Source organism: Glaciihabitans sp. dw_435 (assembly GCF_018449675.1).
In the GTDB taxonomy this organism is placed as follows: domain Bacteria; phylum Actinomycetota; class Actinomycetes; order Actinomycetales; family Microbacteriaceae; genus Glaciihabitans.
In genome coordinates, this window is the sequence record NZ_JAAVUZ010000011.1 from 50634 (window position 1) to 75331 (window position 24698).

Annotated in this window: 21 protein-coding genes; 17 read left to right on the forward strand and 4 right to left on the reverse strand. The window is 64.9% G+C overall.

All coding sequences use genetic code 11. The annotated features are described in order from the left end of the window. The first annotated feature begins 69 nt into the window (after positions 1–69). Together HB677_RS13925 and HB677_RS13930 are read left to right on the forward strand one after the other, a co-directional pair. Positions 70–1410, forward strand: coding sequence for a MinD/ParA family protein (locus tag HB677_RS13925; protein ID WP_213816332.1), 1341 nt, complete (start codon positions 70–72; stop codon positions 1408–1410). A 111-nt stretch (positions 1411–1521) separates the two neighbouring features. After that, on the forward strand, positions 1522–2013 hold the full coding sequence (locus HB677_RS13930; protein WP_213816333.1) for a peptide deformylase: 492 nt from the start codon (positions 1522–1524) through the stop codon (positions 2011–2013). A 27-nt stretch (positions 2014–2040) separates the two neighbouring features. Here HB677_RS13930 and HB677_RS13935 read toward each other — a convergent pair whose 3' ends face one another. After that, a complete protein-coding gene (locus HB677_RS13935; protein WP_213816334.1) occupies positions 2041–3861 on the reverse strand; it encodes a long-chain fatty acid--CoA ligase in 1821 nt (606 codons plus the stop codon). A gap of 113 nt (positions 3862–3974) precedes the next feature. On the opposite strand from HB677_RS13935, the gene HB677_RS13940 reads away from it, so the two are divergent. From HB677_RS13940 to HB677_RS13950, 3 genes are all read left to right on the forward strand, one after another. Further along, on the forward strand, positions 3975–4952 hold the full coding sequence (locus HB677_RS13940) for an ROK family glucokinase (protein ID WP_213816335.1): 978 nt from the start codon (positions 3975–3977) through the stop codon (positions 4950–4952). A 26-nt stretch (positions 4953–4978) separates the two neighbouring features. Continuing rightward, complete coding sequence (locus tag HB677_RS13945) at positions 4979–5668, forward strand: 1-acyl-sn-glycerol-3-phosphate acyltransferase (protein WP_213816336.1); 690 nt, start codon at positions 4979–4981, stop codon at positions 5666–5668. 90 nt (positions 5669–5758) lie between these two features. Continuing rightward, on the forward strand, positions 5759–7132 hold the full coding sequence (locus HB677_RS13950) for a class II 3-deoxy-7-phosphoheptulonate synthase (protein WP_374193823.1): 1374 nt from the start codon (positions 5759–5761) through the stop codon (positions 7130–7132). 90 nt (positions 7133–7222) lie between these two features. On the opposite strand, the gene pknB is transcribed toward HB677_RS13950, so the two are convergent. Next, positions 7223–9154 carry a Stk1 family PASTA domain-containing Ser/Thr kinase gene (pknB, locus tag HB677_RS13955; protein WP_213816337.1) on the reverse strand — a complete coding sequence of 644 codons (1932 nt, stop codon included), beginning with the start codon at positions 9152–9154 and terminating at the stop codon, positions 7223–7225. A gap of 58 nt (positions 9155–9212) precedes the next feature. Further along, positions 9213–10685, reverse strand: coding sequence for a LysM peptidoglycan-binding domain-containing protein (locus HB677_RS13960; protein ID WP_255546623.1), 1473 nt, complete (start codon positions 10683–10685; stop codon positions 9213–9215). Between the two features lie 197 nt (positions 10686–10882). Here HB677_RS13960 and HB677_RS13965 point away from each other — a divergent pair, with 197 nt between their 5' ends. Beyond that, complete coding sequence (locus tag HB677_RS13965; protein ID WP_213816338.1) at positions 10883–11224, forward strand: Rv2175c family DNA-binding protein; 342 nt, start codon at positions 10883–10885, stop codon at positions 11222–11224. Here the strand turns inward: HB677_RS13965 and HB677_RS13970 are convergent, their stop codons facing one another. Beyond that, the gene (locus tag HB677_RS13970) at positions 11225–12346 is read right to left on the reverse strand and encodes a polyprenyl synthetase family protein (protein WP_213816339.1); all 1122 of its coding nucleotides are present in this window, start codon (positions 12344–12346) and stop codon (positions 11225–11227) included. A 76-nt stretch (positions 12347–12422) separates the two neighbouring features. Here HB677_RS13970 and HB677_RS13975 point away from each other — a divergent pair, with 76 nt between their 5' ends. The 11 genes from HB677_RS13975 to HB677_RS14025 all read left to right on the forward strand — a co-directional run bounded on the left by HB677_RS13975 (position 12423) and on the right by HB677_RS14025 (position 24695). Next, entirely contained in the window at positions 12423–12797 is a 375-nt protein-coding gene (locus HB677_RS13975; protein WP_213816340.1) for a DUF3040 domain-containing protein, read from the forward strand. A gap of 267 nt (positions 12798–13064) precedes the next feature. Next, positions 13065–13496: a division/cell wall cluster transcriptional repressor MraZ gene (gene mraZ / locus HB677_RS13980; RefSeq protein WP_213816341.1), complete on the forward strand. Its 432-nt coding sequence runs from the start codon at positions 13065–13067 to the stop codon at positions 13494–13496. Positions 13497–13598: 102 nt separating this feature from the next. Beyond that, complete coding sequence (gene rsmH / locus HB677_RS13985; protein WP_213816342.1) at positions 13599–14555, forward strand: 16S rRNA (cytosine(1402)-N(4))-methyltransferase RsmH; 957 nt, start codon at positions 13599–13601, stop codon at positions 14553–14555. Beyond that, complete coding sequence (locus HB677_RS13990; protein ID WP_213816343.1) at positions 14552–15283, forward strand: hypothetical protein; 732 nt, start codon at positions 14552–14554, stop codon at positions 15281–15283. Before rsmH ends, HB677_RS13990 begins: the two co-directional genes overlap by 4 nt. Positions 15284–15295: 12 nt before the next feature. Then, positions 15296–17047, forward strand: coding sequence for a penicillin-binding protein 2 (locus HB677_RS18890; RefSeq protein ID WP_213816344.1), 1752 nt, complete (start codon positions 15296–15298; stop codon positions 17045–17047). A 31-nt stretch (positions 17048–17078) separates the two neighbouring features. Further along, the gene (locus HB677_RS14000) at positions 17079–18623 is read left to right on the forward strand and encodes a Mur ligase family protein (RefSeq protein WP_213816345.1); all 1545 of its coding nucleotides are present in this window, start codon (positions 17079–17081) and stop codon (positions 18621–18623) included. Further along, on the forward strand, positions 18620–20023 hold the full coding sequence (murF, locus tag HB677_RS14005) for a UDP-N-acetylmuramoyl-tripeptide--D-alanyl-D-alanine ligase (protein ID WP_213816346.1): 1404 nt from the start codon (positions 18620–18622) through the stop codon (positions 20021–20023). The genes HB677_RS14000 and murF overlap by 4 nt, the downstream gene beginning before the upstream one ends. Continuing rightward, entirely contained in the window at positions 20020–21144 is a 1125-nt protein-coding gene (gene mraY / locus HB677_RS14010; protein ID WP_213816347.1) for a phospho-N-acetylmuramoyl-pentapeptide-transferase, read from the forward strand. Before murF ends, mraY begins: the two co-directional genes overlap by 4 nt. Further along, complete coding sequence (locus tag HB677_RS14015; RefSeq protein ID WP_213816348.1) at positions 21141–22166, forward strand: hypothetical protein; 1026 nt, start codon at positions 21141–21143, stop codon at positions 22164–22166. The genes mraY and HB677_RS14015 overlap by 4 nt, the downstream gene beginning before the upstream one ends. 178 nt (positions 22167–22344) lie before the next feature. Further along, entirely contained in the window at positions 22345–23619 is a 1275-nt protein-coding gene (gene ftsW, locus HB677_RS14020) for a putative lipid II flippase FtsW (protein ID WP_213816349.1), read from the forward strand. Then, complete coding sequence (locus HB677_RS14025) at positions 23616–24695, forward strand: glycosyltransferase (protein WP_213816350.1); 1080 nt, start codon at positions 23616–23618, stop codon at positions 24693–24695. Before ftsW ends, HB677_RS14025 begins: the two co-directional genes overlap by 4 nt. Positions 24696–24698: the final 3 nt, after the last annotated feature.

Genomic DNA, 24698 nt, shown 5'->3' on the forward strand with positions numbered 1-24698 from the left:
TCCCGCCCCAAAATCTGGGGCAGCGGTAAACTGGGAACCCTGTATACATCACCGAAAGGTACGGCCGTCTTGGATAACGAACGCAACAACGAGGAGAGCGCAGGGCAGCTCCTCGAATCGGAAGCAGCCGCGGCCGCTTCCGAACGCGCGGTTCCATCGACTCAGGTGGTGCCTGTCGACGATGAGGAGTTCGACGACGACGTCGTCGTCCCCACCGTCACCGTCGATCTCCCCGCCACCGTGCACTCGACGCCGGAGGACGAGGCAGCGGTCGCCATCGACGAGGTCACCGTCAATCCCGGCTTCGTCGACGTGTCGGCACCGGGAACCACGTCGATCTCCGTTGCCGCGGTCGTGGTGCCCGAGGCAGAGCCGGAACAGCAACAGCGGGTCATCCCGGAGCTTCCCGGCAACGACCACGCCTATACGCGTCGCGACCGCCTGCGGGGTGAGGTATCCGAGGTGCCCGAGTCGGCGGCAATGCTCACGGCAGAGCGGCTCCTCGAGCCCAAGGGTCGTCGCCGACCCGCGCCCCAGGGACGCTGGCCCAGCTTCGTCTACGCGATCAGCTTCCACACCATCAACCTCGGCGATTCCGCGGTGTACCGCGCCCGCAAGGCCGTCGATCTGCGCATCGAGCGTGAGTTCGAGGGCGGCGCACGGTTTGTTCCCGTTCTGACCCGCAAGGGCGGAGTGGGAAAGACCACCGTCACCACCCTTCTCGGAATGGCCCTCGCCGACGTGCGTGAGGACCGCATCATCGCCGTCGACGCCAACCCCGACCGCGGAACGCTGGCGGAGCGCGTCAACAAGCAGACGCGGTCGACAGTGCGGGACGTCGTCACCCGTGCCCCCTCCATCGGCGGCTTCACCGACTTCACGACTCTCGTATCGCGCGACGAAACGCGGCTCGACATCCTCGCGTCGGACACCGATCCGATGCTCTCCGAGGCGTTCGACGAGAACGATTACAACGTCGTGGCCGACCTCGCGGCTCGGTACTACTCGATCGTCCTCACCGACTGCGGAACGGGCATTGTGCACTCCGTAATGCGCGCGACCCTGCAGCGGGCAGACTCCGTTGTCATCGTCTCGGGCGGCAGCGTCGACGAGGCCCGCCTTGCGTCAGAGACGCTGACGTGGCTCGAGGCAAACGGGTACGGCGACCTCGTGCGCAACGCGGTGGTCGCCCTCAACACCGCCACGCAGGGCACCAACCTCGTCAAGCTCGAGGAGATCGAGGCCCACTTCAAGTCGCGCGTTCGCGAGATCGTGCGCATTCCGTATGACCCGCAGCTGGCAGCGGGCTCCGTCGTGAGCTACAAGGACCTCAAGCAACTCACCAAGGACGCCGCCCGCGAGCTCGCCGCGCTGGTCGTCGAGGGGCTTCCCGTCCGTCGCGACGCGTAACCTCTGTAAGGCGTTCGCCCCGTGGGGCGAGCGTGGCACCGCCTGGGTCGCGCCGCGAGGCATCCGCACGCCCCATGTTCTTCCCGATCGAGATTGACAGGACGCACCGCAATGACTGAACGACAGATTCGCCTCTTCGGTGATCCGGTACTGCGGTCGGTGTGCGACCCCGTTGTGCTGGGATCCCGCGGTGTCACCGACCTGGTGGACGACCTGCTCGAGACGGTGGCCGTCCCCGGACGGGCCGGGCTCGCCGCCAATCAGATCGGCGTCAGCTCCCGCGCGTTCAGCTACAACGTTGATGGCGTGATCGGCTACATCCTCAACCCCGTCCTCGCCGAGGTGCAGGGAGAACCCGAACTGGTGGACGAGGGATGCCTCTCCGTGCCGGGTTTCTTCTTCCCCCGACTGCGCTACCCCTTCGCCCGGGTGACCGGCGTGGACCTCGACGGCAACCCGGTGGAGCTCAGCGGCGACGGCCTCATGGGGCAGGCGCTGCAGCACGAGACCGACCACCTGGACGGGCACCTCTACATCGAGGGGCTGCAGCCCGAGGTCAAGCGCGAAGCAATGCGCGCGATCCGCGAGTCGCCCTGGTACTAGGGCGACCCGCGTCTCGCGCGGCGGTGCTCAGTGCACCAGTGACTGACCGTGGGTTTCGGGCGCAACCGCGTACATCGCGGTGATGGCATCCGCGAAGTCCGCGACGATCACGTTGCGCTTGATGCTGAGCTTCGGCGTCAGGTGTCCGCTTGCCTCGGTTAGCTCGACCGGCAGGATCTGGAACTTGCGGATGGACTCGGCCCGCGAAACGAGGCTGTTGGCGGCATCCACCGCCCGCTGAATCTCGGCGATGACCTTCGGGTGCGTCGCTGCCTCGGTGAGCGACAGGGACGCAGTCTCGCCGTTGTTGTTCAGCCAGACCGGGAGCATCTCCGGGTCGAGGGTGATGAGTGCGGAAATGAACGGCTTCTGATCCCCGACCACGATGACCTGGCCGATGATCGGGTTGGCGCGAATCGGGTCTTCGAGCACCGCGGGAGCGACGTTCTTGCCCGCTGCCGTGACGATGATCTCCTTCTTGCGACCCGTGATCGTGAGGTAGCCGTCGTCGTCGAGTTCGCCGAGATCACCGGTGCGGAACCACTCGCCGTCAAACGCTTCCGCGGTCGCCTTCTCGTTGTTCCAGTAGCCCGCGAAGAGGTTGACGCCCTTGGTCTGGATCTCGCCGTCGGCCGCGATGCGCACCGACACCCCGGGAAGGGGCGGGCCCACCTTGCCGATCTTGAAGTTCGACGGCACATTGACCGACACCGGAGCGGTGGTCTCCGTGAGGCCGTAGCCCTCGAGGATCGTCAGCCCAAGGCTGCGGTAGAAGTGTCCGAGACGCAGGCCGAGGGGTGCGGAACCCGACACCGCGTACACGACACGACCCCCGAGCGCTGCACGGATCTTGCTCAGCACGAGCCGGTCGAACAGGGCGAACTGCAGCTTCAGTGCCAGCGGCACCGTGCCCTCGTCGAGCGCCTTCGAGTGGGCGATCGCGACTTCGGCCGCGCGACGGAAGATCTTGCCCTTCCCGCCGCCCTCGGCCTTCTGCTCGGACGAGTTGTAGACCTTCTCGAAGACGCGCGGCACCGCGAGCAGGAACGTGGGCTTGAACGACGCCATCGACTCGAGCAGACGGCTCGTGTCGGCCTGGTGCCCGACCTTCACGCCGCCGTGAACGCTGAGGATCGCGATGAACCGGGCGAAAATGTGCGCGGTCGTGATGAACAGCAGGGTGGATGATCCGGGGTGGATGACCTCGGGGATCGACAGCGTGGCATTCCTCGCCAGCTCCACAAAGTTGGAGTGCGTGAGAACACAGCCCTTGGGACGGCCCATGGTTCCCGAGGTGTAGATCAGCGTCGCGACATCCGACTCCTTGGCGAGCGTGCGACGACTCTCGATCTCCTCGTCGGATACGCCGGTGCCGGATGCCACGAGCCGGTCGAGTCCGTCGACAGTCCAGGAGCTGCGCACGAGAGGGAGGTCCGCACGCACCTCGTCGAAGCGCGCGAAGTGGTCGGGGGTTTCGGTGATGATCGCGATAGCCCCGGAGTCCTCGAGGTTCCACTGCACCTGCGAGGGGGAGGCTGTCTCGTACACGGGAACGAGAACGGCGCCGGCGAACCACGCGGCGAAGTCGATGAGGGTCCACTCGTAGCGGGTCTTGCACATGAGGCCGATCTTGTCGCCGGGTTCGATACCCGCGGCGACGAAACCCTTGGCGAGGGCGCGCACCTGCGTGAGAAACTCGATGGCAGTGACATCCGTCCATCCGCCGGCCGCCGTTGGCCGCGCGAAGAGAGCGAGATCGGGTGTTTCGGTGACGCGATCGATCAGGAGATCCGTTGCGTTCGCGTTCGGATCGGCCTCGACGAGCGCGGGCGCGTCTATTTGCTTCACGGTAACTCCTTTGGCACCGGGGCGGACATTGCACCCACTCTAACCTCCCCATTCGAAACCTGAGGTGGACTTCGGCAACCGGTGGACCAGAACAATAACTAAACTCGACAATCGTGCATGCAATTGGAATAGACATCGGCGGAACCAAGATCGCGGGAGCGTTGGTCTCCGATCAGGGCGAGATCATCCGCGAACACCGTGAGCCGACTCCCGCGGGAGATCCCGCAGCGATCGTTGACGCAGTCGTCGCGATGGTGAAGCGATTGGCCGGGGGCGAAGAGGTCATCGCGGCGGGAGTTGCCGCGGCGGGTTTCATCGACGCGGCCCAGTCCACCGTGTACTACGCGCCGAACATCAACTGGCGTAATGAGCCGTTCCAGCGGCACCTTGCCGAGCGCCTCGACCTGGACATCACAATCGACAATGATGCAAACGCCGCCGGGTGGGCCGAGTTCCGTTTCGGGGCAGGCCGTCTCGTCAGTGACATGACAATGCTGACGATCGGCACCGGTGTCGGTGGGGCGATCGTCACGCGCGACCGTCTCTTCCGCGGCGGATTCGGCGCCGGCGCCGAGATCGGTCACCTGCGCGTTGTGCCCGATGGGCTTCCGTGTGGGTGTGGGGCGAGGGGATGCATCGAGCAGTACGGTTCCGGACGCGCCCTGTTGCGCATGGCGAACGAGATCGCCGATGTCGGCGGAATCGGCAAGGCCCTCGCCGACGCGCGAACCGAGGCCGGCGTGCTCACCGGCGAGATTGTCGGACAGTTCATCGCCGCGGGCGACGCAGGAGCATTGCACGCGCTGCGCGAGCTCGGTTCCTGGCTCGGACAGGCCTGCGCCTCGCTGAGCGCCGTGCTTGACCCCCAGCTCTTCGTCTTCGGCGGGGGAGTGGCTGTCGCCGGCGACCTGCTGCTGGATCCCGTGCGCGAGGCCTACTTCGCCCACCTGCCGGCGCGTGGCTACCACCCGGAGCCGGAGTTCGCCATCGCAGAACTCGTCAACAACGCGGGAGTGGTCGGCGCCGCCGACCTCGCCCGCATCCACGCCGACACTGCGCGTGGCACCGTGGTTCCGCCGCTGCCGCGTTAGAGTAGACGGATCGGCTGGAGGCTACATTGTTGTACTGGTTCGCCAAGAATCTGATCGCTGGACCTCTTCTGTTGACGGTGTTCCGCCCCTGGATCGTGGGACGCGAGAACATTCCGAAGAATGGTGCCGTGATCTTCGCCGGCAATCACCTCTCGTTCATCGACTCGGTGTTTCTTCCCCTGGTGCTCGACCGCCCCATCTCCTTCCTCGCGAAGAGTGAATACTTCACCGGCAAGGGCATCAAGGGCTGGCTGACCAAGCTGTTCTTCAAGGGCACGGGAATGCTGCCGATCGATCGCACGGGCGGCAAGGCCTCCGAGGCATCCCTCAATACCGGACTCTCGGTACTGTCCCGCGGCGAGCAGCTGGGCATTTACCCGGAGGGCACGCGCAGCCCCGATGGAAAGATGTACCGGGGTCGTACGGGCGTCGCCCGCATGATTCTGGAAAGCGGCGCTCCCGTTATCCCGATTGCCATGGTCGACACGGAGAAGGTCATGCCCGCCGGCCGCCGGATTCCCAAGGTGCGCCGCATCGGCATCATCTTTGGTGAGCCACTCGACTTCTCCCGCTTCCAGGGGCTCGAGGGCGATCGATTCGTGCTCCGTTCCATCACGGACGAGATCATGTACGAACTGAACCGCCTCAGCGGTCAGGAGTATGTGGACGTCTATGCCTCCTCGGTCAAGGAGAAGGCGACGAGCCAGAACCGGTGACGGACTTTCCGCTCCGCTAGGCTCGATCGTTGGGGCCTTGCGAGGCTCAGTTCTCCCGTTCTGCTTGTTCACCGTGAAAAAGGAAACTCCGTGTCAGACCCGTCCGAAGCCGTCGTTCTTGCCGATCCTCAGGTGATTGCCGGACTCGACTATTGGCGCACGCTCGAGGTCAAGCAGCAGCCGAACTGGCCTGACCCCGAGGCAGTCGGTGCGGCAAGTGCCGAGATCGCGACGCTCCCGCCCCTGGTGTTCGCCGGTGAGGTCGACATCCTTCGCGACCGTCTTGCGACCGCCGCGCGCGGTGAAGCCTTCCTGCTGCAGGGTGGCGACTGCGCCGAGACGTTCGCCGGAGCGACGGCGGAGCAGATCCGCAACCGTGTTAAGACGATTCTGCAGATGGCTGTCGTACTGACCTACGGTGCGTCGATGCCCGTCATCAAAATGGGACGCATGGCCGGGCAGTTTGCCAAGCCGCGGTCCAACGACCTCGAGACGCGCGGCGATGTCACGCTGCCTGCCTACCGTGGCGACATCGTCAACGGATACGACTTCACCCCCGAGTCCCGCACCGCGGACCCGCGCCGGCTGGTGCAGGGCTACCACACCGCTGTCTCGACGCTCAACCTCGTCCGCGCCTTCACGCAGGGTGGCTTCGCCGACCTGCGCCAGGTGCACAGCTGGAACAAGGGCTTCGCCGCCAACCCGGCCAACCACGCGTACGAGAAGTTGGCGGGCGAGATCGACAAGGCCATCAAGTTCATGGAGGCGGCCGGCGCCGACTTCGACGAGCTGAAGCGCGTCGAGTTCTACGCAAGCCACGAGGGCCTGCTCATGGACTACGAGCGCCCCATGACGCGCATCGACTCCCGCACCGGCACCCCGTACAACACCTCCGCCCACTTCCTCTGGATCGGGGAGCGCACGCGCGACCTCGACGGTGCGCACGTCGACTACTTCAGTCGCGTTCGCAACCCGATCGGCGTCAAGCTCGGCCCGTCGACATCCGCCGATGACATGGAACGCCTCATCGACAAGCTCGACCCCAACCGCGAGCCCGGGCGTCTGACGTTCATCACCCGCATGGGTGCAGGCAAGGTGCGGGATGCCCTTCCGCCGCTGCTTGAGGCAATCAAGAGTTTCGACGCTCTTCCGTTGTGGGTGTCCGACCCGATGCATGGCAATGGACTGACGACGGCCACCGGCTACAAGACGCGTCGCTTCGACGATGTCGTGGATGAGGTCAATGGCTTCTTTGAATCCCACCGTGCCGCGGGAACCCACCCGGGCGGAATCCACATCGAGCTCACCGGTGACGACGTCACCGAATGCCTCGGCGGATCCGAGCACATCGACGAGGCCACCCTTGCGACCCGGTACGAGTCGCTGTGCGACCCCCGCCTGAACCACATGCAGTCGCTGGAGCTTGCCTTCCTTGTCGCCGAGGAACTGGCAATCAAGAAGTAATACCCGCCGAACACGAAGAGACCTCGTACCCATGGGTATGAGGTCTCTTCTGTCTGCGCTGCGCGCGGCCGATGGCCGACGGGCGCGGCGTTAGATGGTGAACGAGATCGAGATCTCGGTGTCCTTCGTCACGCTCTTGCCAATGCCCGGGTCAACGTTCTGCACCTTAGCGAGGCCGGGCGCGGTGTCGGCGATGGAGTTGTAGTTGAGGTTGGTGAAGCCAGCATCCTTCAGGATCGTCTTCGCCTCGTACCAGGTCTTTCCGATGATGCTGGGAATCTGGATCAGCTGAGGACCCCGGGAGATCGTCAGCTGCAGCGTCGTACCCGGGGTGAGAACCTGCGACGTGTCGCGGTCGATCTTGATGACCTTTCCTTCGTCGATGGAATCGCTGTAGGACTGCGATCCCGCCTCGCCGATCAGACCGACATCTTTCAACTTCGCTTGCGCGGCTTCGAGCGTGAGGCCAACAACATTGGGCACGGGACCGGATGACACGATCAGCTGGATCGGCTGCTGGTCGCTGTACTTCGCGCCGGCCTTCAGGGCCTTGCCCGACGCGCTCAGCATTCCAATGACGGTGTCTTTCGCGGACTTGGAGTACTGGAACTTGGACGGAGTCTCCGACACGGTGAAGCGGGCCGCGACGATTGCCTTCTTCGCCTCGGCTTCCGTCTTGCCGATGAGAGCCGGTACCGGCAATTGCTCGGGCCCCTGGGAGACCAGGAGCTGAACTTTCTCGCCCTTGACGACGACGGTTCCCGAGACCGGTTTCGTCTCGACGACGTCGCCCTTGACGACGCTGGTGGAGAAGGCAGTGCCGTTGGTGCCACTGACGACAAAACCATCGTCCTCGAGCGCAGCGGTCGCGCCAGCAATACTCTTGCCCGCGACGTCCGTCACCTTGATTTGGGAACCTGGACCCGCTCCGAAGTACCAGCCGGTGCCGGCTGCACCACCGGCGAGAAGGAGTACGAGTACAAAGAGCCACCAGCCGCGGGCACGACGTTTTTTCGAGCGCAGGGTCAGCGTGGTGGCGCTGTCGGGGACGACGGGACCCGTGCGGTGACGGGCGACCGGACGAAGCACCTGGGTGGCATCGTTGGACGGCTTCGCATCCTGCGCCGTCGGCAGAACCATCGTGCGCAGGGCAACGGTGGAGCCGGTCGAGTTGTCGGACTGCAAAATGGACTGCGCCGCGAGCAGCTGATCGAGCATGACCCGCGCGTCACGCGGACGCTTCTCCGGGTCCCGCTCGGTAGCCCACAGCACCAGCTCGTCGAGCTCCGCGGGGATCTTGGGGTTCTTGCTGCTCGGCGTCGGTACCGTGTCGTTGGCGTGCTGGTACGCGATCTGCATGGGCTGTTCGCCCTTGTAGGGCTGCTCGCCGGTCAGCATCTCGTACATCATGATGCCGACCGCGTAGATGTCGCTTCGGGCGTCCGCCACCCCGCGGGTTACGAGCTCGGGGGAGAGGTAGGCGATGGTACCGAGAAGCGCGGCGCCGGTGGCGGTGTTCGCGCTGACGGCGCGCGCCAGTCCGAAGTCACCAAGTTTGATGCGACCGTCGTCGGCGAGCATGACGTTCTCGGGCTTGAGGTCGCGGTGCACGATTCCGGCCTTGTGTGCGGCGGAGAGCCCCGACAACACGGCCTCGAGCACGTCGAACGTCTGCTCCGTCGTGAGCTTGCCATGCTCCTGCAGGAGGTCGCGCAGGGTAATGCCCGGCAAATACTCCATCACCAGGTAGGCGGTATCACTGTCCTGGCCCTGGTCGAAGACGTTGATGACGTTCGGGTGGGCCAACCGGGCCGAGGACCTGGCCTCCTGGATGAAGCGTTCCTTGAACTGGCTGTCGTCGGCCAGATGGCTGTGCATGATCTTGATGGCAACGCGACGCTCGAGTCGCAGATCGGTCGCCAGATACACGGTTGCCATTCCGCCACGCGCGATCCGCGAGCGGACCTGGTAGCGGCCGTCGATAAGACGACCAACCATCGGGTCCGTACTATTGCCTGTCACCGTTCGATTGTAGGTTCTTGTCGAGCCAGAATCCGTCGGAACACGGCGACGCGCGCGATTACTTTAGAGCGGTGAACCAAGCTCTCGCGGAGTCTTCCCACTTTGCATACGCGTTCGGGTATGCAGAGATCTGCACTGCCTGCGCGGCCTGCGTTACGGTCATCGACTGCCAGCCCTTGATGTCGAGCAGGCCGCGGGTGTTTCCCTTGTTGGGGTTCGTCGGCCCGCCGAAGAACAGGCGTGCCGCGTAGACAGGATCCAGAAGCTTGGCGTTCGTTCCCCAACCAGCGCTCGGGCGCTGCTGGAACAGTCCAATCGAGTCCCGGTCGCCGTAGTCGATGTTGCGCAGCGTCGATTCCTGCATCGCCGCGGCCAGCGCGATGACGATGCCGTAGTCAGGCACGCCCAGCTGCTGTCCCACGCGGGTGATGATCGTCGCGTTGGTCTTCATCTCGGGACTGAGCGGCGTGACGCGCGTGCCGGTGCCGGCGGGCGCGATCGTGGTTCCGCCACCGGTCGACCCGGTGGAGCCGGACGACGCAGCCGCCCCGCCGATGGTGAGCACGCGACCGGCATAGATGATCGTCGAAGCGGTCATGCCGTTGCCCGACAGGATCGACTGCACTGTCACGCCGAACTTCTTGGCGATGCTCGTGACGGTGTCACCCGACTTGATCGTGTACTTGGTTCCCGCCGCCGTTGTGGGGGTGGATGTCACGGGCTTCGTCACCACGACGGGCGTAACCTTCACCGGCGCGGTCTTGACGGGTGCAACCGTCGCGCCCTTGCCCGGAATTGTCAGTGTCTTGCCCGCGTAGATGATGCTTGACAGCGCAAGGCCGTTGGCGCTGAGTACGGCCGCTGTAGCGACGCCGAACTTCTTGGCGATGTTGGAGATGGTGTCACCCTTGCGGATGGTGTACCGGGTGGACCCTGCGGACACCGCGGTCGCCGTGGCGGGCTTTGCCGTCGTCGGCTTCGCTGTCACCGTCTTGGTGGGCACCGCTGCCGTCTTTGACAGCTTGAGAACCTGTCCGGGGTAGATCACTGACTTCCAGCCGAGGCCGTTCATCGCGAGCACGGATGCGGTGGAGAGGCCGTACTTGCCAGCGATACCGCTGACGGTGTCGCCGCCCTTGACGCGGTACGTGCTGGGCGCTGTGGATGCAACCTCGATAGAGCCGGCCGCTTCGATGTCGGCCTCCGGCTGGGTCGCACTGTTCGCGGCGGCGAGGGCGTTCTTGATCGAGTTCTTCGCGACGCTGCCCAGCTCGGCGGTTTCCGACTTCGGCTTGATGGGGCGCTTGGTCGCGGTGGACTCGACGGTCCCCGTGAAACCCATTCCCGCGAGGGCCATCGACCCGACGAGAACGATGGGCACGGTGTTGTACATGTTCTTCACGAAGCGGCTTCGCTCGCGTGATCCGACGTCGCGGTTCGCCGCGGCATCCTGAGCCTGCAGGCGCGTCGGAACGAGTCCGGCGAGCGGCGATCGAGCTGCGGTGTGTTCGTGGTCATAGAAATTAGTCATAGATGTTCCCCAGTCTTGCTCCCGGCCCCGAGAACTGTGCACGCCAAGCCCGGCGTGGCTACTGTCCAAAACTGACACAGATGTGTATGAGTGTCAATCACAGGGGCTGTTGGGGTTGCAGTTAACATGTTCGAAACATTTGACACGGCAGGGGATTGGATACCGGCTTTTGGGCCGCGACATGAAAGGATTAACCCGTGTCTGACTATCCCGATGTGCAATGGCTCACGATCCCCGACCTCACCACCGCTCTCGACCTCAAGGTCAGCCAGGTGCGCAGACTCATCGAGGACCGCGCTCTGCTTGCCCTGCGCCTTGACGGCGTCTGGAAGGTTCCGGCTGACTTCATCAATGGCAACGAGCCGCTGGGAGACCTGCGGGGAACGATCGTTGTCCTGGGTGACAGCGGTTTCACCGACGAAGAGGCGATGCGCTGGCTTCTGTCCACCGAGGACAGCCTCGGCACGAGTCCCATCGATGCGCTGAAGCACGGTCGCAAGGCCGAGGTGCGTCGCGTAGCCCAGGCGCTCGGCTTCTAACTACGCGATCCTGCGCGTGACGGTGTCCGTCAGCTGCAGCAGCTGGTCGCGGGCCGCCGAGGTCAGCGGAGCATCCTCGAGGGCCGCGCGTGCCTGCGCCACGTTGTGGTCGATGATGCGCTCGACGTGGTCGATCGCGCCGGAATCACGGATCGCGTCCTGCAGCATCCGGATTTGCTGACCGTCCAGCTCATCGTCGCCGAGGAGTTCATCGAGCAGCCGGCGCACGTTGCCCGGCAGCTTGGTGCGCGCCAACGCAATAAGTACTGTGCGCTTTCCCTCACGCAAGTCGTCGCCAGCGGGCTTACCCGTGATCTCCGGATCGCCGAAGACTCCGAGAAGATCGTCGCGGAGTTGGTAGGCAATGCCGAGGGGGAGGCCGAACTCCCGCAGGGCGGTGACCTGCTCCGGTGTCGCTCCGCCAAGGCTTGCGCCGATCGCCAACGGTGCCTCGACGCTGTACTTCGCCGACTTGAAGACGATGACCCGGTGAGCGCGGGACAGCAGCTCCGTTTCGGGGTGGCTGATCCAGGACTTCTCCTCGAGGATGTCGAGGTATTGACCAAGCGTTACCTCGGTGCGCATGCGCATGAACTCGGCGCGTGCGGCGATTGCCGACGCGCGGTCGCCCAGTTCCCGCAGCCCCTCATCCAGTAGTTCGTCGCTCCAGCCGAGCAGCAGGTCGCCCAGAAGCAATGCCGCCGACTGGCCGAATCCGAGCGGGCTGCCCGCCCACGCGTTCTCGCGATGCAGCGATTCGAAGCGTCGGTGTGCGGCCGGCTTGCCGCGGCGGGTATCCGAATTGTCCATGATGTCGTCGTGAACGAGCGCGGCGGCGTGGAACACCTCGAGAGCGGATGCCACGGTGACGACCGCGTTCAGATCCGCGGGTGTGTCCGTCTCGGCCATGGGGTCGAAGTCACCCCGGCCTGCTCCCACCGCCTGCCATCCCCAGTAACAGAAGAGAGCGCGGAATCTCTTGCCTCCCTGGAGGAGGTCCGCCGAGTAGTCGACGAGGGTCTCCAATTCGGGCGCGATGGACGCAGCGAGGGGCGAACGCTCGACGAGGAACGCGTCCACGCGGGCTTGGACAAGGTCAACTAACCGGGTACTCACAGGCACGCTCCTAGCCTAGCTACGCGCGCAGGCATACAATTGAGGCTTACACCGCGTCAATCCCAGACCTGAGGGGAACAGGATGCCACTTTCCGAGCAAGAACAGCGCCTCCTGGAAGAGATGGAGCGCAGCCTCTATCACAATGATGCTGACTTCGTCGCTACCGTTACGCCTCGTAGAGGCAAGCCCAATTACACGATTCTCGTTGTCGGCATCCTTGTCGGCGTTCTCGGGATCGCCACACTCGTTGCGGGTGTGGTTATTCGTCAGCCCCTCGTGGGCGTCCTGGGATTTGCGGTGATGTTCGCCGGCGTGTTGATCGCGGTAGCCCCGCCCCGAAAATCATCGGGATTCACCCCGCCCGTCAGCACCGACCGATCCACGGGATCGTCGTCGACGTCGTTCATGCAGGGCATCAACGACCGGTGGGACAAGCGTCAGGATGATCGCGAGTAGCCAGCTTCGTGGGAGGCGCGAAACACCACTTCGCTCCCTAAACTCCTCAAAAACAGGTCGACCCCTCCGGGTCGGCCTTTTTTTGTGCCCAAAAACGGGTCAGATTCTGGAAATCTCCTCCATTTCCCTCCACCGCCCCAATCCGCGCAATTACGGGGATGATCGGCAGACTTTCAGGGAAGAAACGCCCTAAATCATTGTTAAGTGGAGCAATGTGGAGTAAAGTGGGGGATACCCAAGCCCGGGCCGGACAGTGAGGGGGCGCAAGTGTTTCTTGGCACGTACGCACCCAAGCTGGACGAAAAGGGACGCCTGATCCTCCCGGCGAAGTTCTGGGATGAGCTGTCTGAGGGTGTAGTCATCACCCGAGGCCAGGAGCGGTGCCTTTACGTGTTCAGCACTCACGAGTTCGAGAGCCTGCACGAAAAGATCCGCCAGGCGCCCGTCACCAGCAAGCAAGCCCGCGACTTCCTTCGTCTGTTCCTGTCGGGAGCAAACCAAGAGACGCCAGACAAGCAGCGCCGCGTCACCATTCCTTCTGGACTGCGTGACTACGCGGGGCTCGGCCGGGACCTCACCGTTATCGGTGCGGGTAGCCGAGCCGAGATCTGGGATACGGAAGCGTGGAACACGTACTACAACGAGACAGAGTCCGAGTTCGCCAACACCACGGAGGAGGTGATCCCGGGACTCTTCTAGCGCCTTGGCGCTGACTCCCAGCCGTTCGCCCTGACATCACTTCCCCGGTGTCAGGTCGCAATGGATGGGGATCAGTGCCAAGGGGTTACATCCGGAAATTCAATGGTTGATACCTCTTCTCTCCACACCCCGGTGTTTCTCGAACGCACCATCGAGCTGCTGGCTCCCGCCATCTCTCATGACGGTGCCGTTCTCGTCGATGCCACTCTGGGAATGGGAGGGCACGCGGAAGCGCTGCTCACCCGCTTTCCCGGGCTGACACTCGTCGGACTCGACCGCGACACCGAGGCGCTTCGCCTCGCCGGCGAGCGACTGGCCCCATTCGCATCCCGGCTTCACCTCGTGCACACCGTCTACGACCAGATCGGTGACGCGCTCGAGGGACTGAAGATCCCCGCGGTCAACGGCATCCTGTTTGACCTCGGAGTGTCGTCGCTTCAGCTTGATCGCGTCGAGCGTGGTTTCTCCTACTCCAAGGACGCCCCGCTGGACATGCGGATGGACTCCACGTCACCGCTCACGGCCGAGCGCATCCTCGCCGAGTACTCCGAGGCCGAGCTTCGTCGCATCTTCTACGAATACGGCGAAGAGAAACTGTCTCCGCGCTACGCCCGCAAGATCGTGCAGGCGCGGGAGATCGAACCGTTCACCCGGTCGGCTCAGCTCGTCGAACTGATCATCGCGGCGACACCCGCTGCAGTGCAGCGTGCGGGTCACCCGGCAAAGCGCGTGTTCCAGGCGCTCCGCATCGAGGTGAATCAGGAGCTGTCCGTGCTCTCTGCAGCCATCCCCGCAGCCATCGACTCTCTGGATGTCGGCGGCCGGATGGTCGTGCTCGCGTACCAGTCCCTCGAAGACCGCATCGTCAAGCGAATCCTGCAGAAGCGGTCGGCGTCGACAGCTCCGGCTGGCCTGCCCATCGAACTGCCGGAGCACCGTCCGGAGCTGCGCCTTCTGGTCCGCGGCGCCGAACAGGCATCCGAGAGCGAACAAATTTCCAACCCCCGGGCAAAGCCCGTACGGCTTCGCGCCGTCGAACGACTGAGGAGAGCAGAATGAGTAATTTTGCATACGCCCTGCCCACCCCTCTCTCGTCGCCCCGGGAGCGTGACGCACAGCCGACTCGCCAGATCGAGATCGTCACCACTCGCAGCCAGCGTCGCGCCCGCCCCCGCGTCGTCTATGCGATGGTGGCCGTCGGCAGCGTGTTCGCGATCTTCATGGCGCAGCTGCTGCTGAGCATTGCGCTGTCGAACGGCGCGTACCAGATCTCCAAGCTCACCATCAGCCAGCGCGACCTGGGTCGTACCCAGAGCGCACTCAACGAAAATCTCCAGGTCATTGCTTCTCCCCAGAGCCTGTCTGCTGAGGCGGCCGACCTCGGTATGGGCCAGTCGGGAAACCCGACTTACATCAACCTGGCCAACGGCAAGGTGACCGGCGGTCAGGATCCGGCTCTGGCTATCGCGGCTCTCGCGCCCGCCATTAAGAACTCCCTGTTGAACCCCGAGGGCGCCAACTTCATGGGTGCGCCCGTGGCGGGGGCCAGCACCACCGACACGGCTACCGCAACAACCACGTCTTCCACGGCAACGTCGGCGTCCACTCCGACGACCGCCACCGACGCCACGGGAACAACAACGGACGCGTCCAAGACGGCGGACGCCACCACCGGTTCCGACGCCCTCACTGGGAATGACGCGACGGCCAGCGCGCCTGCGACCGGCACGGCGACCCCATCTGTACCGTCAACACCAGGGACACTTCCCTCACCGACTACGCACTAGGGAGCGCACGGCGTGACTAACCCCCGAAGCACTCGAGTGCGGCTCGCACTCACGATCATTGCTGTTTTTGCGGTTGTCATCGTGTTTGCTGTTCGTCTCGTCGACATCCAGGTTGTGCGGGCAAGCGAGCTCAGCTCGGCAGCGGTCAAGAACCGATCGGTGCCGCAGACCATCTACGGATCCCGCGGCGAGATCACGGACACCAACGGTGTGGTGCTCGCCGACAGTGTTGACCGTTTCGATGTCACGGTGTCGCCGAAGGATGTCGCGCCGTTCAACCGGGTTGCCGCCGACGGCACCCGCACCGTCATCACCGTCGATGCGGCCCTCGGCGAGATTGGCAAGCTCACCGGCCAGTCCCTCGCCGACCTGCAGAAGGCCATCGTCGACAAGACATCGAACTTCGCCTATCTCTCGAAGACCGTAAAGCTCAACGTTGTGCAGGCGGTCATCGCGCTCAAGATTCCGTGGGTCTATGACGAGCTGCGTCCGAGCCGCACCTACCCGAACGGCGCCGTCGCCGGTAACCTCATCGGCTTCATTGGAACGGATGGCCCGCAGGCCGGCATCGAACTCTCCGAGAACAAGTGCCTTGCCAGCGCGAACGGTACCTCCACGTACGAGCGCGGCGCCGACGGAGTGCGGATGCCCGGAAGTACCGTCACCGAGACTCCCGCCAAGGACGGCGGCACTGTCAAGCTGACCATCGACCGTGACCTCCAGTGGTTCTCGCAGGAGACCCTCGCTTCCGCGGTGAAGGCCGTCGGAGCGCAGTGGGGCACCGCGGTCGTCGTGCGCACCGCCGACGCCCACATCATGGCAATGGCCGACTATCCGACGGTGGACCCGAACAACGTCAGCGGCGCCAAGCGCTCGGCGCTGGGTTCCCTCGCCTTCAGTACCCCGTACGAGCCCGGATCGACGTTCAAGCCCATGACCGTGGCATCCCTCATCGATGCCGGCAAGATCACCATCGGCACAAAGCTCGTTGTACCGAGCGTCTACAACGTAGACGGTGGCGAGATCAGCGACTCCTGGTCTCACGACACGATGCACTACACGGTCGCTGGCGTCATCGAGATGTCGTCGAACATCGGCATCTCCGTCATGGTCAACAAGCTCGACAAGTACAAGCGCCACGACTACATGGTGAAGTTCGGAATCGGTAGCAAGACCGACGTCGGCTTCCAGTACGAGTCCGCCGGATCGCTGAAGGCGGCCAAGGACTGGGACCCCATCACCGACAAGACGGTGCAGTTCGGCCAGGGCGTGAGTGTCACGACGGCGCAGATGGCCAGCATCTACCAGACGCTCGGCAACGGGGGAGTGAAGAAGCCCCTCACCCTCGTTGAGAGCTGCACCGCTCCCGACGGCACCGTGACCGAGAAGCCGAGCACGAAGGGCACCCGGGTTGTCAGCGAATACGCGGCCGACCAGACGCTGCGCGCCATGGAGACGGTCGTCACCGACGGCTGGTTGTCCCCACAGATCACCATCCCCGGATACCGCGTGGCCGCCAAGACGGGTACCGCCGAGGTTGCCACCAACGGCGCCTACACCGGAGCCCGCATCGTGTCGGTCGCCGGCATCGCTCCGGCCGACAATCCGGAGTACGCGGTTATCGTCACCATTGGCTTGCCCACTACCATGAAGACGTCTGGTGCTGCGGCGCCGGCGTTCCAGAAAATCATGGCCCAGGTGCTCAAGACGTACCGGGCCGTCCCGTCCAAAAAAGCAGCGTCTCCGATCCCGTTGACCTGGTAGCTGGACAACAGAAAAACAGAAAGAGGATCTCGTGACCGCTCGGATCCCCCCGGTTCTCAGGCCGGAGCATCCATCGGCCCGATCGCTCGCCGGCCTTGTCGACGAGTTTGGCCTCGACACGCAGGGCTCGCTTGACGGCGTCGAAATCACCGGTGTAACGCTCAGCACCAATGACCTCCACCCCGGCGACCTGTACGTCGGAATCCAGGGCGCCCACAGCCACGGTGCCAGCTACGCCGCACAGGCTCGCGACGGCGGCGCTGTCGCGCTGCTGACGGACGAAGCCGGCGCAGAGCTCGCCAAGGACAGCGGCCTTCCCGTCGTGCTCGTGGCGTCACCGCGTGAGGCCCTCGGGGAGATTTCCGCCTGGGTCTACCGCACCGCAAACCACCCCCCGCTGCTGTTCGCCACCACCGGAACAAACGGAAAGACATCCACGTCGTACCTGCTCGAGGCGATCCTCAAGCAGCTCGGACTCGTCACCGGCCTCAGCTCCACCGCCGAGCGCCACATCGGTGACCTCACCGTCGTCAGCCGCCTCACCACGCCCGAGGCGAGCGAGATGCACGCCCTGCTTGCCCGCATGCGCGAGAGCAACGTTCGTGCCGTGGCGGTCGAGGTGAGCGCGCAGGCTCTCAGCCGCAACCGCGTCGACGGCATCGTGTTCGATGTCGCCGCCTTCACCAACCTCAGCCACGATCACCTCGATGACTACGCCGACATGCGCGAGTACTTCGAGGCGAAGCTGGCCCTGTTCCAGCCCGACCGCGCCAAGCGCGGCGTCGTCTCGCTCGACACCACCTGGGGACAGGCCGTCGTCGACGAGGCGCACATTCCTCTCACCACGATCTCGGCGACGCCGGGCATCGAGGCGGAGTGGATGGTCACCATCGTCGACGAGAAGCCCGCCTACACCGAGTTCACCCTCACCGGCCCCGAGAACCGCTCGCTGACCACCCGTGTGCCCCTCATCGGATGGCACATGGCCGCGAACGCGGGATTGGCGATCGTCATGCTGGTGGAGGCAGGGTTCGAACTCGAGGCCATCGGTCACGCGCTCAGCGAGGCCAACGGCATCGACGCCTACCTGCCTGGCCGCACCGAGCGTGTCTCCGGCGACCATGGTCCGTCGGTGTACGTCGACTTCGGCCACAGCCCCGACGCCTTCCTCAACACCCTCGCCGCGGTGCGCAAGTTCACGCCCGGCAAGACGATCATGGTCTTCGGCGCCGACGGCGACCGCGACACCTCCAAGCGCAGTGAGATGGGTCGCGTCGCGGCGGACGGTTCTGACATCCTCGTCATCACCGACCACCACCCGCGGTTCGAAGACCCCGCCTCCATTCGCACGGCACTGCTGGCCGGAGCCGCCCTTGCGGAGCACCAGCCCCAGATCATCGAGGTGAGCCCGCCCGAGCAGGCCATCCGCGCCGCCGTCGCCCTTGCCGGTGAAGGTGACTCCATCCTGTGGGCCGGACCCGGCCACCAGGACTACCGCGACATCGAGGGAGTGCGCACGCCGTACTCCGCACGCGAAGAGGCCCGTGCTGCCCTCCGCGAAGCGGGTTGGGAGTGATTGCCCTCACCCTGAGCGAGATCTCCTCGATCGTCGCAGGGAAACTGGTATCCGCCGGAGTGTTCGACGACACCGAGGTGTCCGGCACCGTCCACACCGATTCGCGCCTGGTTGCTCCGGGGGACATCTTCTTCGCGCTTCCCGGCGACGTGACGGACGGCCACCTGTTCGCGCCGGCCGCCATCTCCGGGGGAGCTGCGCTGCTCATCACCGAGCGTGAGCTTGACGTGGATGTCCCGCAGGTCGTTGTTTCGAACGGAGTGGCGGCCCTCGCCGCCCTCGCGACCGAGGTCGTTGCGCGCGTTCGCGCGGCGGGAAACCTCTCCGTTGTGGCCATCACCGGGTCGAACGGAAAGACCACCACCAAAAACCTGTTGCGCGCAATCCTCTCCGAGCACGGTCCCACCGTTGCTCCGCAGGGATCGTTCAACAACCACGTCGGTGCACCCATTTCGATGCTCGGCATCGACATGGACACGCGCTACCTCATCGTCGAGATGGGCGCCAGCGGCTCGGGAGAGATCGCGCGTCTCGTCGCCATCGCCAAGCCCGACATTGGCGTGGTGCTCAAGGTCGGACTCGCGCACGTTGGCGAGTTCGGCGGCATCGATGAGGTGCAGAAGGCCAAGGCCGAGATGGTCACCAGCCTTCCGGAGACCGCTGTTGCCGTCCTCAATGCGGACGACTTCCGCGTCGCGGCGATGGCCGGCATGACCGCCGCGCACGTGCGGTACTTCGGTCTGGACGAATCCGCCGACGTGCACGCCGCGGACATCGAAGCGACCGCAACGGGCACCAGCTTCTCGCTGATCGCGCGCGGCGAGTCATCCGCTGTCCACCTGCGCATTCTGGGTGAGCACCACGTGCTGAACGCGCTCGCAGCGTTCTCCGTCGCGGACGAGCTCGGTATCGACCGGGCGAGCACCATCGCCTCGCTCGAGGCCGTCGCCCGCGCCGAACGCTGGCGCATGGAGGTGCTCATCCCGCGGGAGGGCATCATCGTCATCAACGACGCGTATAACGCCAGTCCTGATTCGACCGTTGCGGCGCTCAAGACCCTCGCCCAGATCGTGGGCCCCGGCCAGCGGTCGGTCGCCGTGCTTGGCGAGATGGCGGAACTCGGCGAATACGCCGATGAAGAGCACGACAGGGTCGGACGACTCGCCGTGCGTCTCAACGTGCAAAAACTCGTGGTGGTGGGTCATCGTGCCCGTCATATCCACAATGCGGCGGGTCTGGAAGGCTCGTGGGACGGGGAGTCGATGCTCGTCGACACCCCCGAGGAGGCATACGCTGTGCTGCGTGATGAATTGCGTGAGGGGGACGTTGTGCTGGTGAAGTCGTCGAAGTCTGCCGGCCTCCGATTCCTCGGTGACCGCCTGGGCGGTGTAGCCGAGTGATCGCGCTTCTCGTTGCGGGCGGCGTCGGACTTGCGTTCACGCTGTTCCTCACGCCCCTGTTCATCAAGCTGTTCAAGCGTCTGAGCTGGGGACAGTTCATCCGGGATGACGGACCGCAGAGTCACCACTCGAAGCGCGGCACCCCGACCATGGGTGGCATCGTCTTCATCATCGGCACGGTCATCGCCTACCTCGTGGGCCACTGGGTCGGAGACATCCCGTGGACCATGGTCGGCGCCCTCGTGCTCTTTCTCATGGTGGGCCTTGGCTTCGTCGGTTTTATCGACGACTTCCTGAAGACCCGTAACCAGCGCAGCCTCGGGCTCGGCGGCTGGGCAAAGGTTCTCGGCCAGGTCATCGTTGCCTCGATCTTCGCGGTGCTGGCACTGAGCTTCCCCGACGAGCACAACCTGACTCCCGCATCGACGATCATCAACGGTGTTCAGCACACGTATATCTCGGTCATCCGGGACATCCACTGGCTCGATTTCATGTCGATCGGCCTCGCCGGCGGCGGAATCCTGTTTGCCCTGTGGTCGACGATCATCGTCGTCAGCGCGTCAAACGGAGTGAATGTCGCCGACGGCCTCGACGGTCTCGCGACAGGCGCCTCGATCATCGCGTTCTCGTCGTACATCTTCATCGGCTTCTGGCAAAATAACCAGTGGTGCTACGCGAAGCTTGAGTCCGCGGTGCAGGACCTCTGTTACACAGTGCGGGATCCCCTGGACCTCGCGGTGGTGGCCGCCGCCATCGCCGGAAGCCTCGTCGGGTTCCTGTGGTGGAACACCTCTCCCGCCCAAATCTTCATGGGTGACACCGGCTCCCTCGGCCTCGGCGGCGCACTCGCCGGCCTGGCGATCATGAGCCGCACCGAACTGCTGCTGGTCTTCATCGGTGGTCTCTTCCTCATTGTGACCGGCTCAGTGATCCTGCAACGGGCGTACTTCAAGATCACGCACGGTAAACGAATCTTCCTGATGAGTCCGCTGCACCATCACTTCGAGTTGAAGGGGTGGGCAGAGATCACCGTCGTGGTGAGGTTCTGGATCATCGCCGGGCTGCTTGCCGCCGTGGGCGTCGGACTGTTCTATCTGGAATGGGTCAGCCAGGCCTCGTGAGAATCGTCGACGACCTCACCAGCTGGAACGCAGACTGGAGCGGCCTGCGTGTCGCTGTTCTCGGCCTGGGGGTGACGGGATTCTCCGTCGCCGACACCCTGATCGAACTCGGCTGCGACGTGCTCGTTGTCGCGGCGGCCGCGGAGGACAACCCGCGCAACCTGCTCGCCGTCATCGGCGGCGGATTTGTCGACCACTCCGACGAGACCGCGGTGCCCACGGAGTTGGTGGACTTCGACCCCGAGCTGGTGATCGTGTCGCCCGGCTTCCGGGTGGGACATCCGATCGTCGCCTGGGCTCTCGACCGTGACGCTCCGCTGTGGGGCGACATCGAACTCGCCTGGCGATTGCGCGACAAGGTGACACCGGCGGCCGAGTGGCTTCTCATCTCCGGCACCCAGCGCCGCGACACGACCGCGGAGATCACCACCCACCTGCTCGAGGCGGCCGGACTCCGCGTTGCCTCCGTGGGGGCCGACGGCATCCCCGCGCTCGACGCGGTGCGGTACCCGGCTGGCTTTGATGTGCTCGTGGTCACCGTCTCTGGTGCCCAGGCGCACTGGTTGAACCACACCCCGAACGGATCGATCGTGCCGTGGGCGTCCGTGTGCATGAACGCGCTGGACGACACGTCGGGCTGGCACGGCACCGCCCGCGAGTACCGCGACGACCTGGGCCGTGTCTACACGAACACCAAGATCGCCGCCATCTACAACCGCGCCGACTCGGCAACCATGCGCATGGTCGAGAACGCGGAGGTCACCGAGGGTGCCCGCGCCGTCGGATTCGGACTGGATGCCCCGGGGCCGAGCGACTTCGGAATCGTGGACGGCATCCTCTGCGACCGGGCCTTCCTCGAGGAGCGGTTCACAACGGCGTTGGAGATTTCGACCCGCGACGAGCTCACCGTGGTGGGGCTGGGGGAGCCGGACGCGCTGAACGCCGTGCTCGCCGCCGCTGCCCTCGTGCGCTCGCTCGACGTGGACGCCGGCATTGTCCGCGGTGCGCTGCTGACCCTCTAGTTCTCCCTGAGAGTTTGCCCCGGCGCCGGTCATTCCGGCGACACGCGCCCGCCCTCCGCGGCATCGTCCCGGCCAGCGCTGACACTGGGAACGTGCTTCGTCGGGGCGGGACAGCACCCCGCCACGCTGCCGCACGCGCACAACACACAAGGCCCATGAAACGGAACGGAGCGTGGTCATGACGACACGAGCCACGCGCCCCCAGCGCCCCGAGCACCACCACGGTGACGGCAGGGCTCCCGCGGCCCTCGTCGTCGTCAAGCGCGTGTTCGGCGCCGAGACCGGAAACTACTTCCTGCTGTTGGGAACGACGCTGTTCCTGGTGATCTTCGGCCTGATCATGGTGTTGTCGTCCTCCTCTGTGGAGTCGAACTCCCAGACCGGCAACTTCTTCTCCTCCTTCCTGCGGCAGGGCTCCTTCGCCCTCATCGGGATTCCCCTCATGCTCATCGCGGCCCGCGCGCCGATCGCGTTCTGGAAGAAGTGGTCGTGGGCTGCCATCGCGCTTGGCATCGGCCTGCAACTTCTCGTCTTCGTTCCGGGTCTCGGTTACGAGACCGGTGGCAACCGCAACTGGATCCGCATCGGCGGGTTCAGCGCCCAGCCCTCCGAGATGGTCAAGCTCGCCCTGGTGGTGTGGCTCGCGTGGATCGTCACGGCGAAGTCCAATCTCCTCAGCGACTGGAAACACGTCTTCGTGCCCATCGCTCCGGTGGCGGGTGTCGCGATCGGTTTCGTCCTCCTCGGTAACGACCTCGGAACCGCGGTCATCATGCTCGGCATCGTGCTCGGCGCCCTGTTCTACGCGGGCGTGCGGCTGCGCATCATCTTTACGGCGATCGTCGTCGTCGCCGCGGTCGGCATCTCGTTCACCTCGCTCAGCAGCAACCGCATGCAGCGCATCCAGGCGTGGGCGAGCGGATGCACCAGCGACAAGGACTTCGTCAACAGCTGCTTCCAGACCGTGCACGGGTGGTGGGCGCTCGCCTCCGGCGGCATCTTCGGCTCCGGCCTCGGCGGCTCGCGTGCCAAGTGGAACTGGCTTCCCGAGGCCGACAACGACTTCATCTTTGCGATCATCGGCGACGAACTCGGTCTGATCGGTGCGATCGTCGTGCTGGTGCTGCTCGTCATTCTCGCGATCGCCTTCGTCCGGATCATCCGCGCCTCCACCGATCCCTACGCCAAGATCGTCACCAGCGGCGTCATGATCTGGATCGTCGGCCAGGCCTTCGTGAACATCGCGGTGGTGCTCGGCGTCTTGCCGGTGCTTGGCGTACCGCTTCCCTTAATATCGGCCGGTGGCTCGGCCCTGATCGCTTCGCTCCTCGGCATCGGGGTGGTGCTTTCGTTTGCGCGCCACGCGCCCGAGGCCGTCGAGCCGGCTCCCCAGCAAACTCCGCAGGATCGTTCGCGACTTGCTTCCTCAGAAAGATCCAGGTCCGCCCGATGACGACATACCTTCTTGCCGGGGGTGGCACCGCGGGACACGTGAACCCGCTGCTCGCCGTCGCCGACCGGATCCGCGACAGGGAACCGGATGCCACGGTGCTGGTGCTCGGCACACGGGAGGGTCTCGAGTCCCGCCTCGTCCCGGCCCGGGGCTACGAGTTGCTGACCGTTGAACGACTGCCGTTCCCGCGTCGCCCGAACATTGCCGCCGTCCGCTTTCCCGCGCGCTTCCGTGCCGCCGTCGCGCAGACCCGCACATACATCGAGGACCGGGGTGTCGACGTTGTGGTCGGCTTCGGTGGATACGCCTCGGCGCCCGCGTACGTCGCCGCCAATCGGGCAAAGGTGCCGCTCGCGCTGCACGAGGCGAACGCCAAACCCGGCATCGCGAACCGCCTCGGATCGTTCTTTACGTCCTTCGTTGGCGTCGCCTTCAGCGGCACCAAGCTGCGCGGATCGACCCTCGTGGGTATGCCGCTGCGGCGCGAGATCGAAGAGCTCGACCGGGCAGCAGCACGCATGGTCGGAATGGCGTTCTTCGGACTCGACCCCGAGAAGCCGACCCTGCTCGTCACCGGTGGGTCGCTCGGCGCGCGCAAGGTCAATGCCACCGTCTCCCAGTCGATCGACCTCATTCTTGGTGCCGGCTGGCAGGTGCTGCACATCGCCGGTGACAAGTCGGAGGTCATCGACCCGTACCTCGACGGGTATCACCTCATGTTGTACTGCGACCGTATGGACCTCGCCATAGCCGTGGCCGACCTCGCCATCTCTCGTGCAGGCGCCGCGACCGTCAGCGAGCTCAGCGCGGTCGGCATTCCCGCCGTCTACGTCCCGTATCCCGTTGGTAACGGAGAGCAGCGCTTCAACGCCGCCGATTCCGTGACGGCCGGGGGAGCGCTCCTCGTCTCCGACGCCGACTTCACCCGCGGGTGGGTTGCGAGCGAACTCGTGCCGCTGCTGCGCGATCCCGCGCTGGTCGCGCGCATGGCCGCCCTCGCGCTGACGGTGGGATCCCGCCACGGCGCCGACCGCATGGTCGACCTCGTTGTCGCAGCCTCGCACGCTAAAATCTAGTCC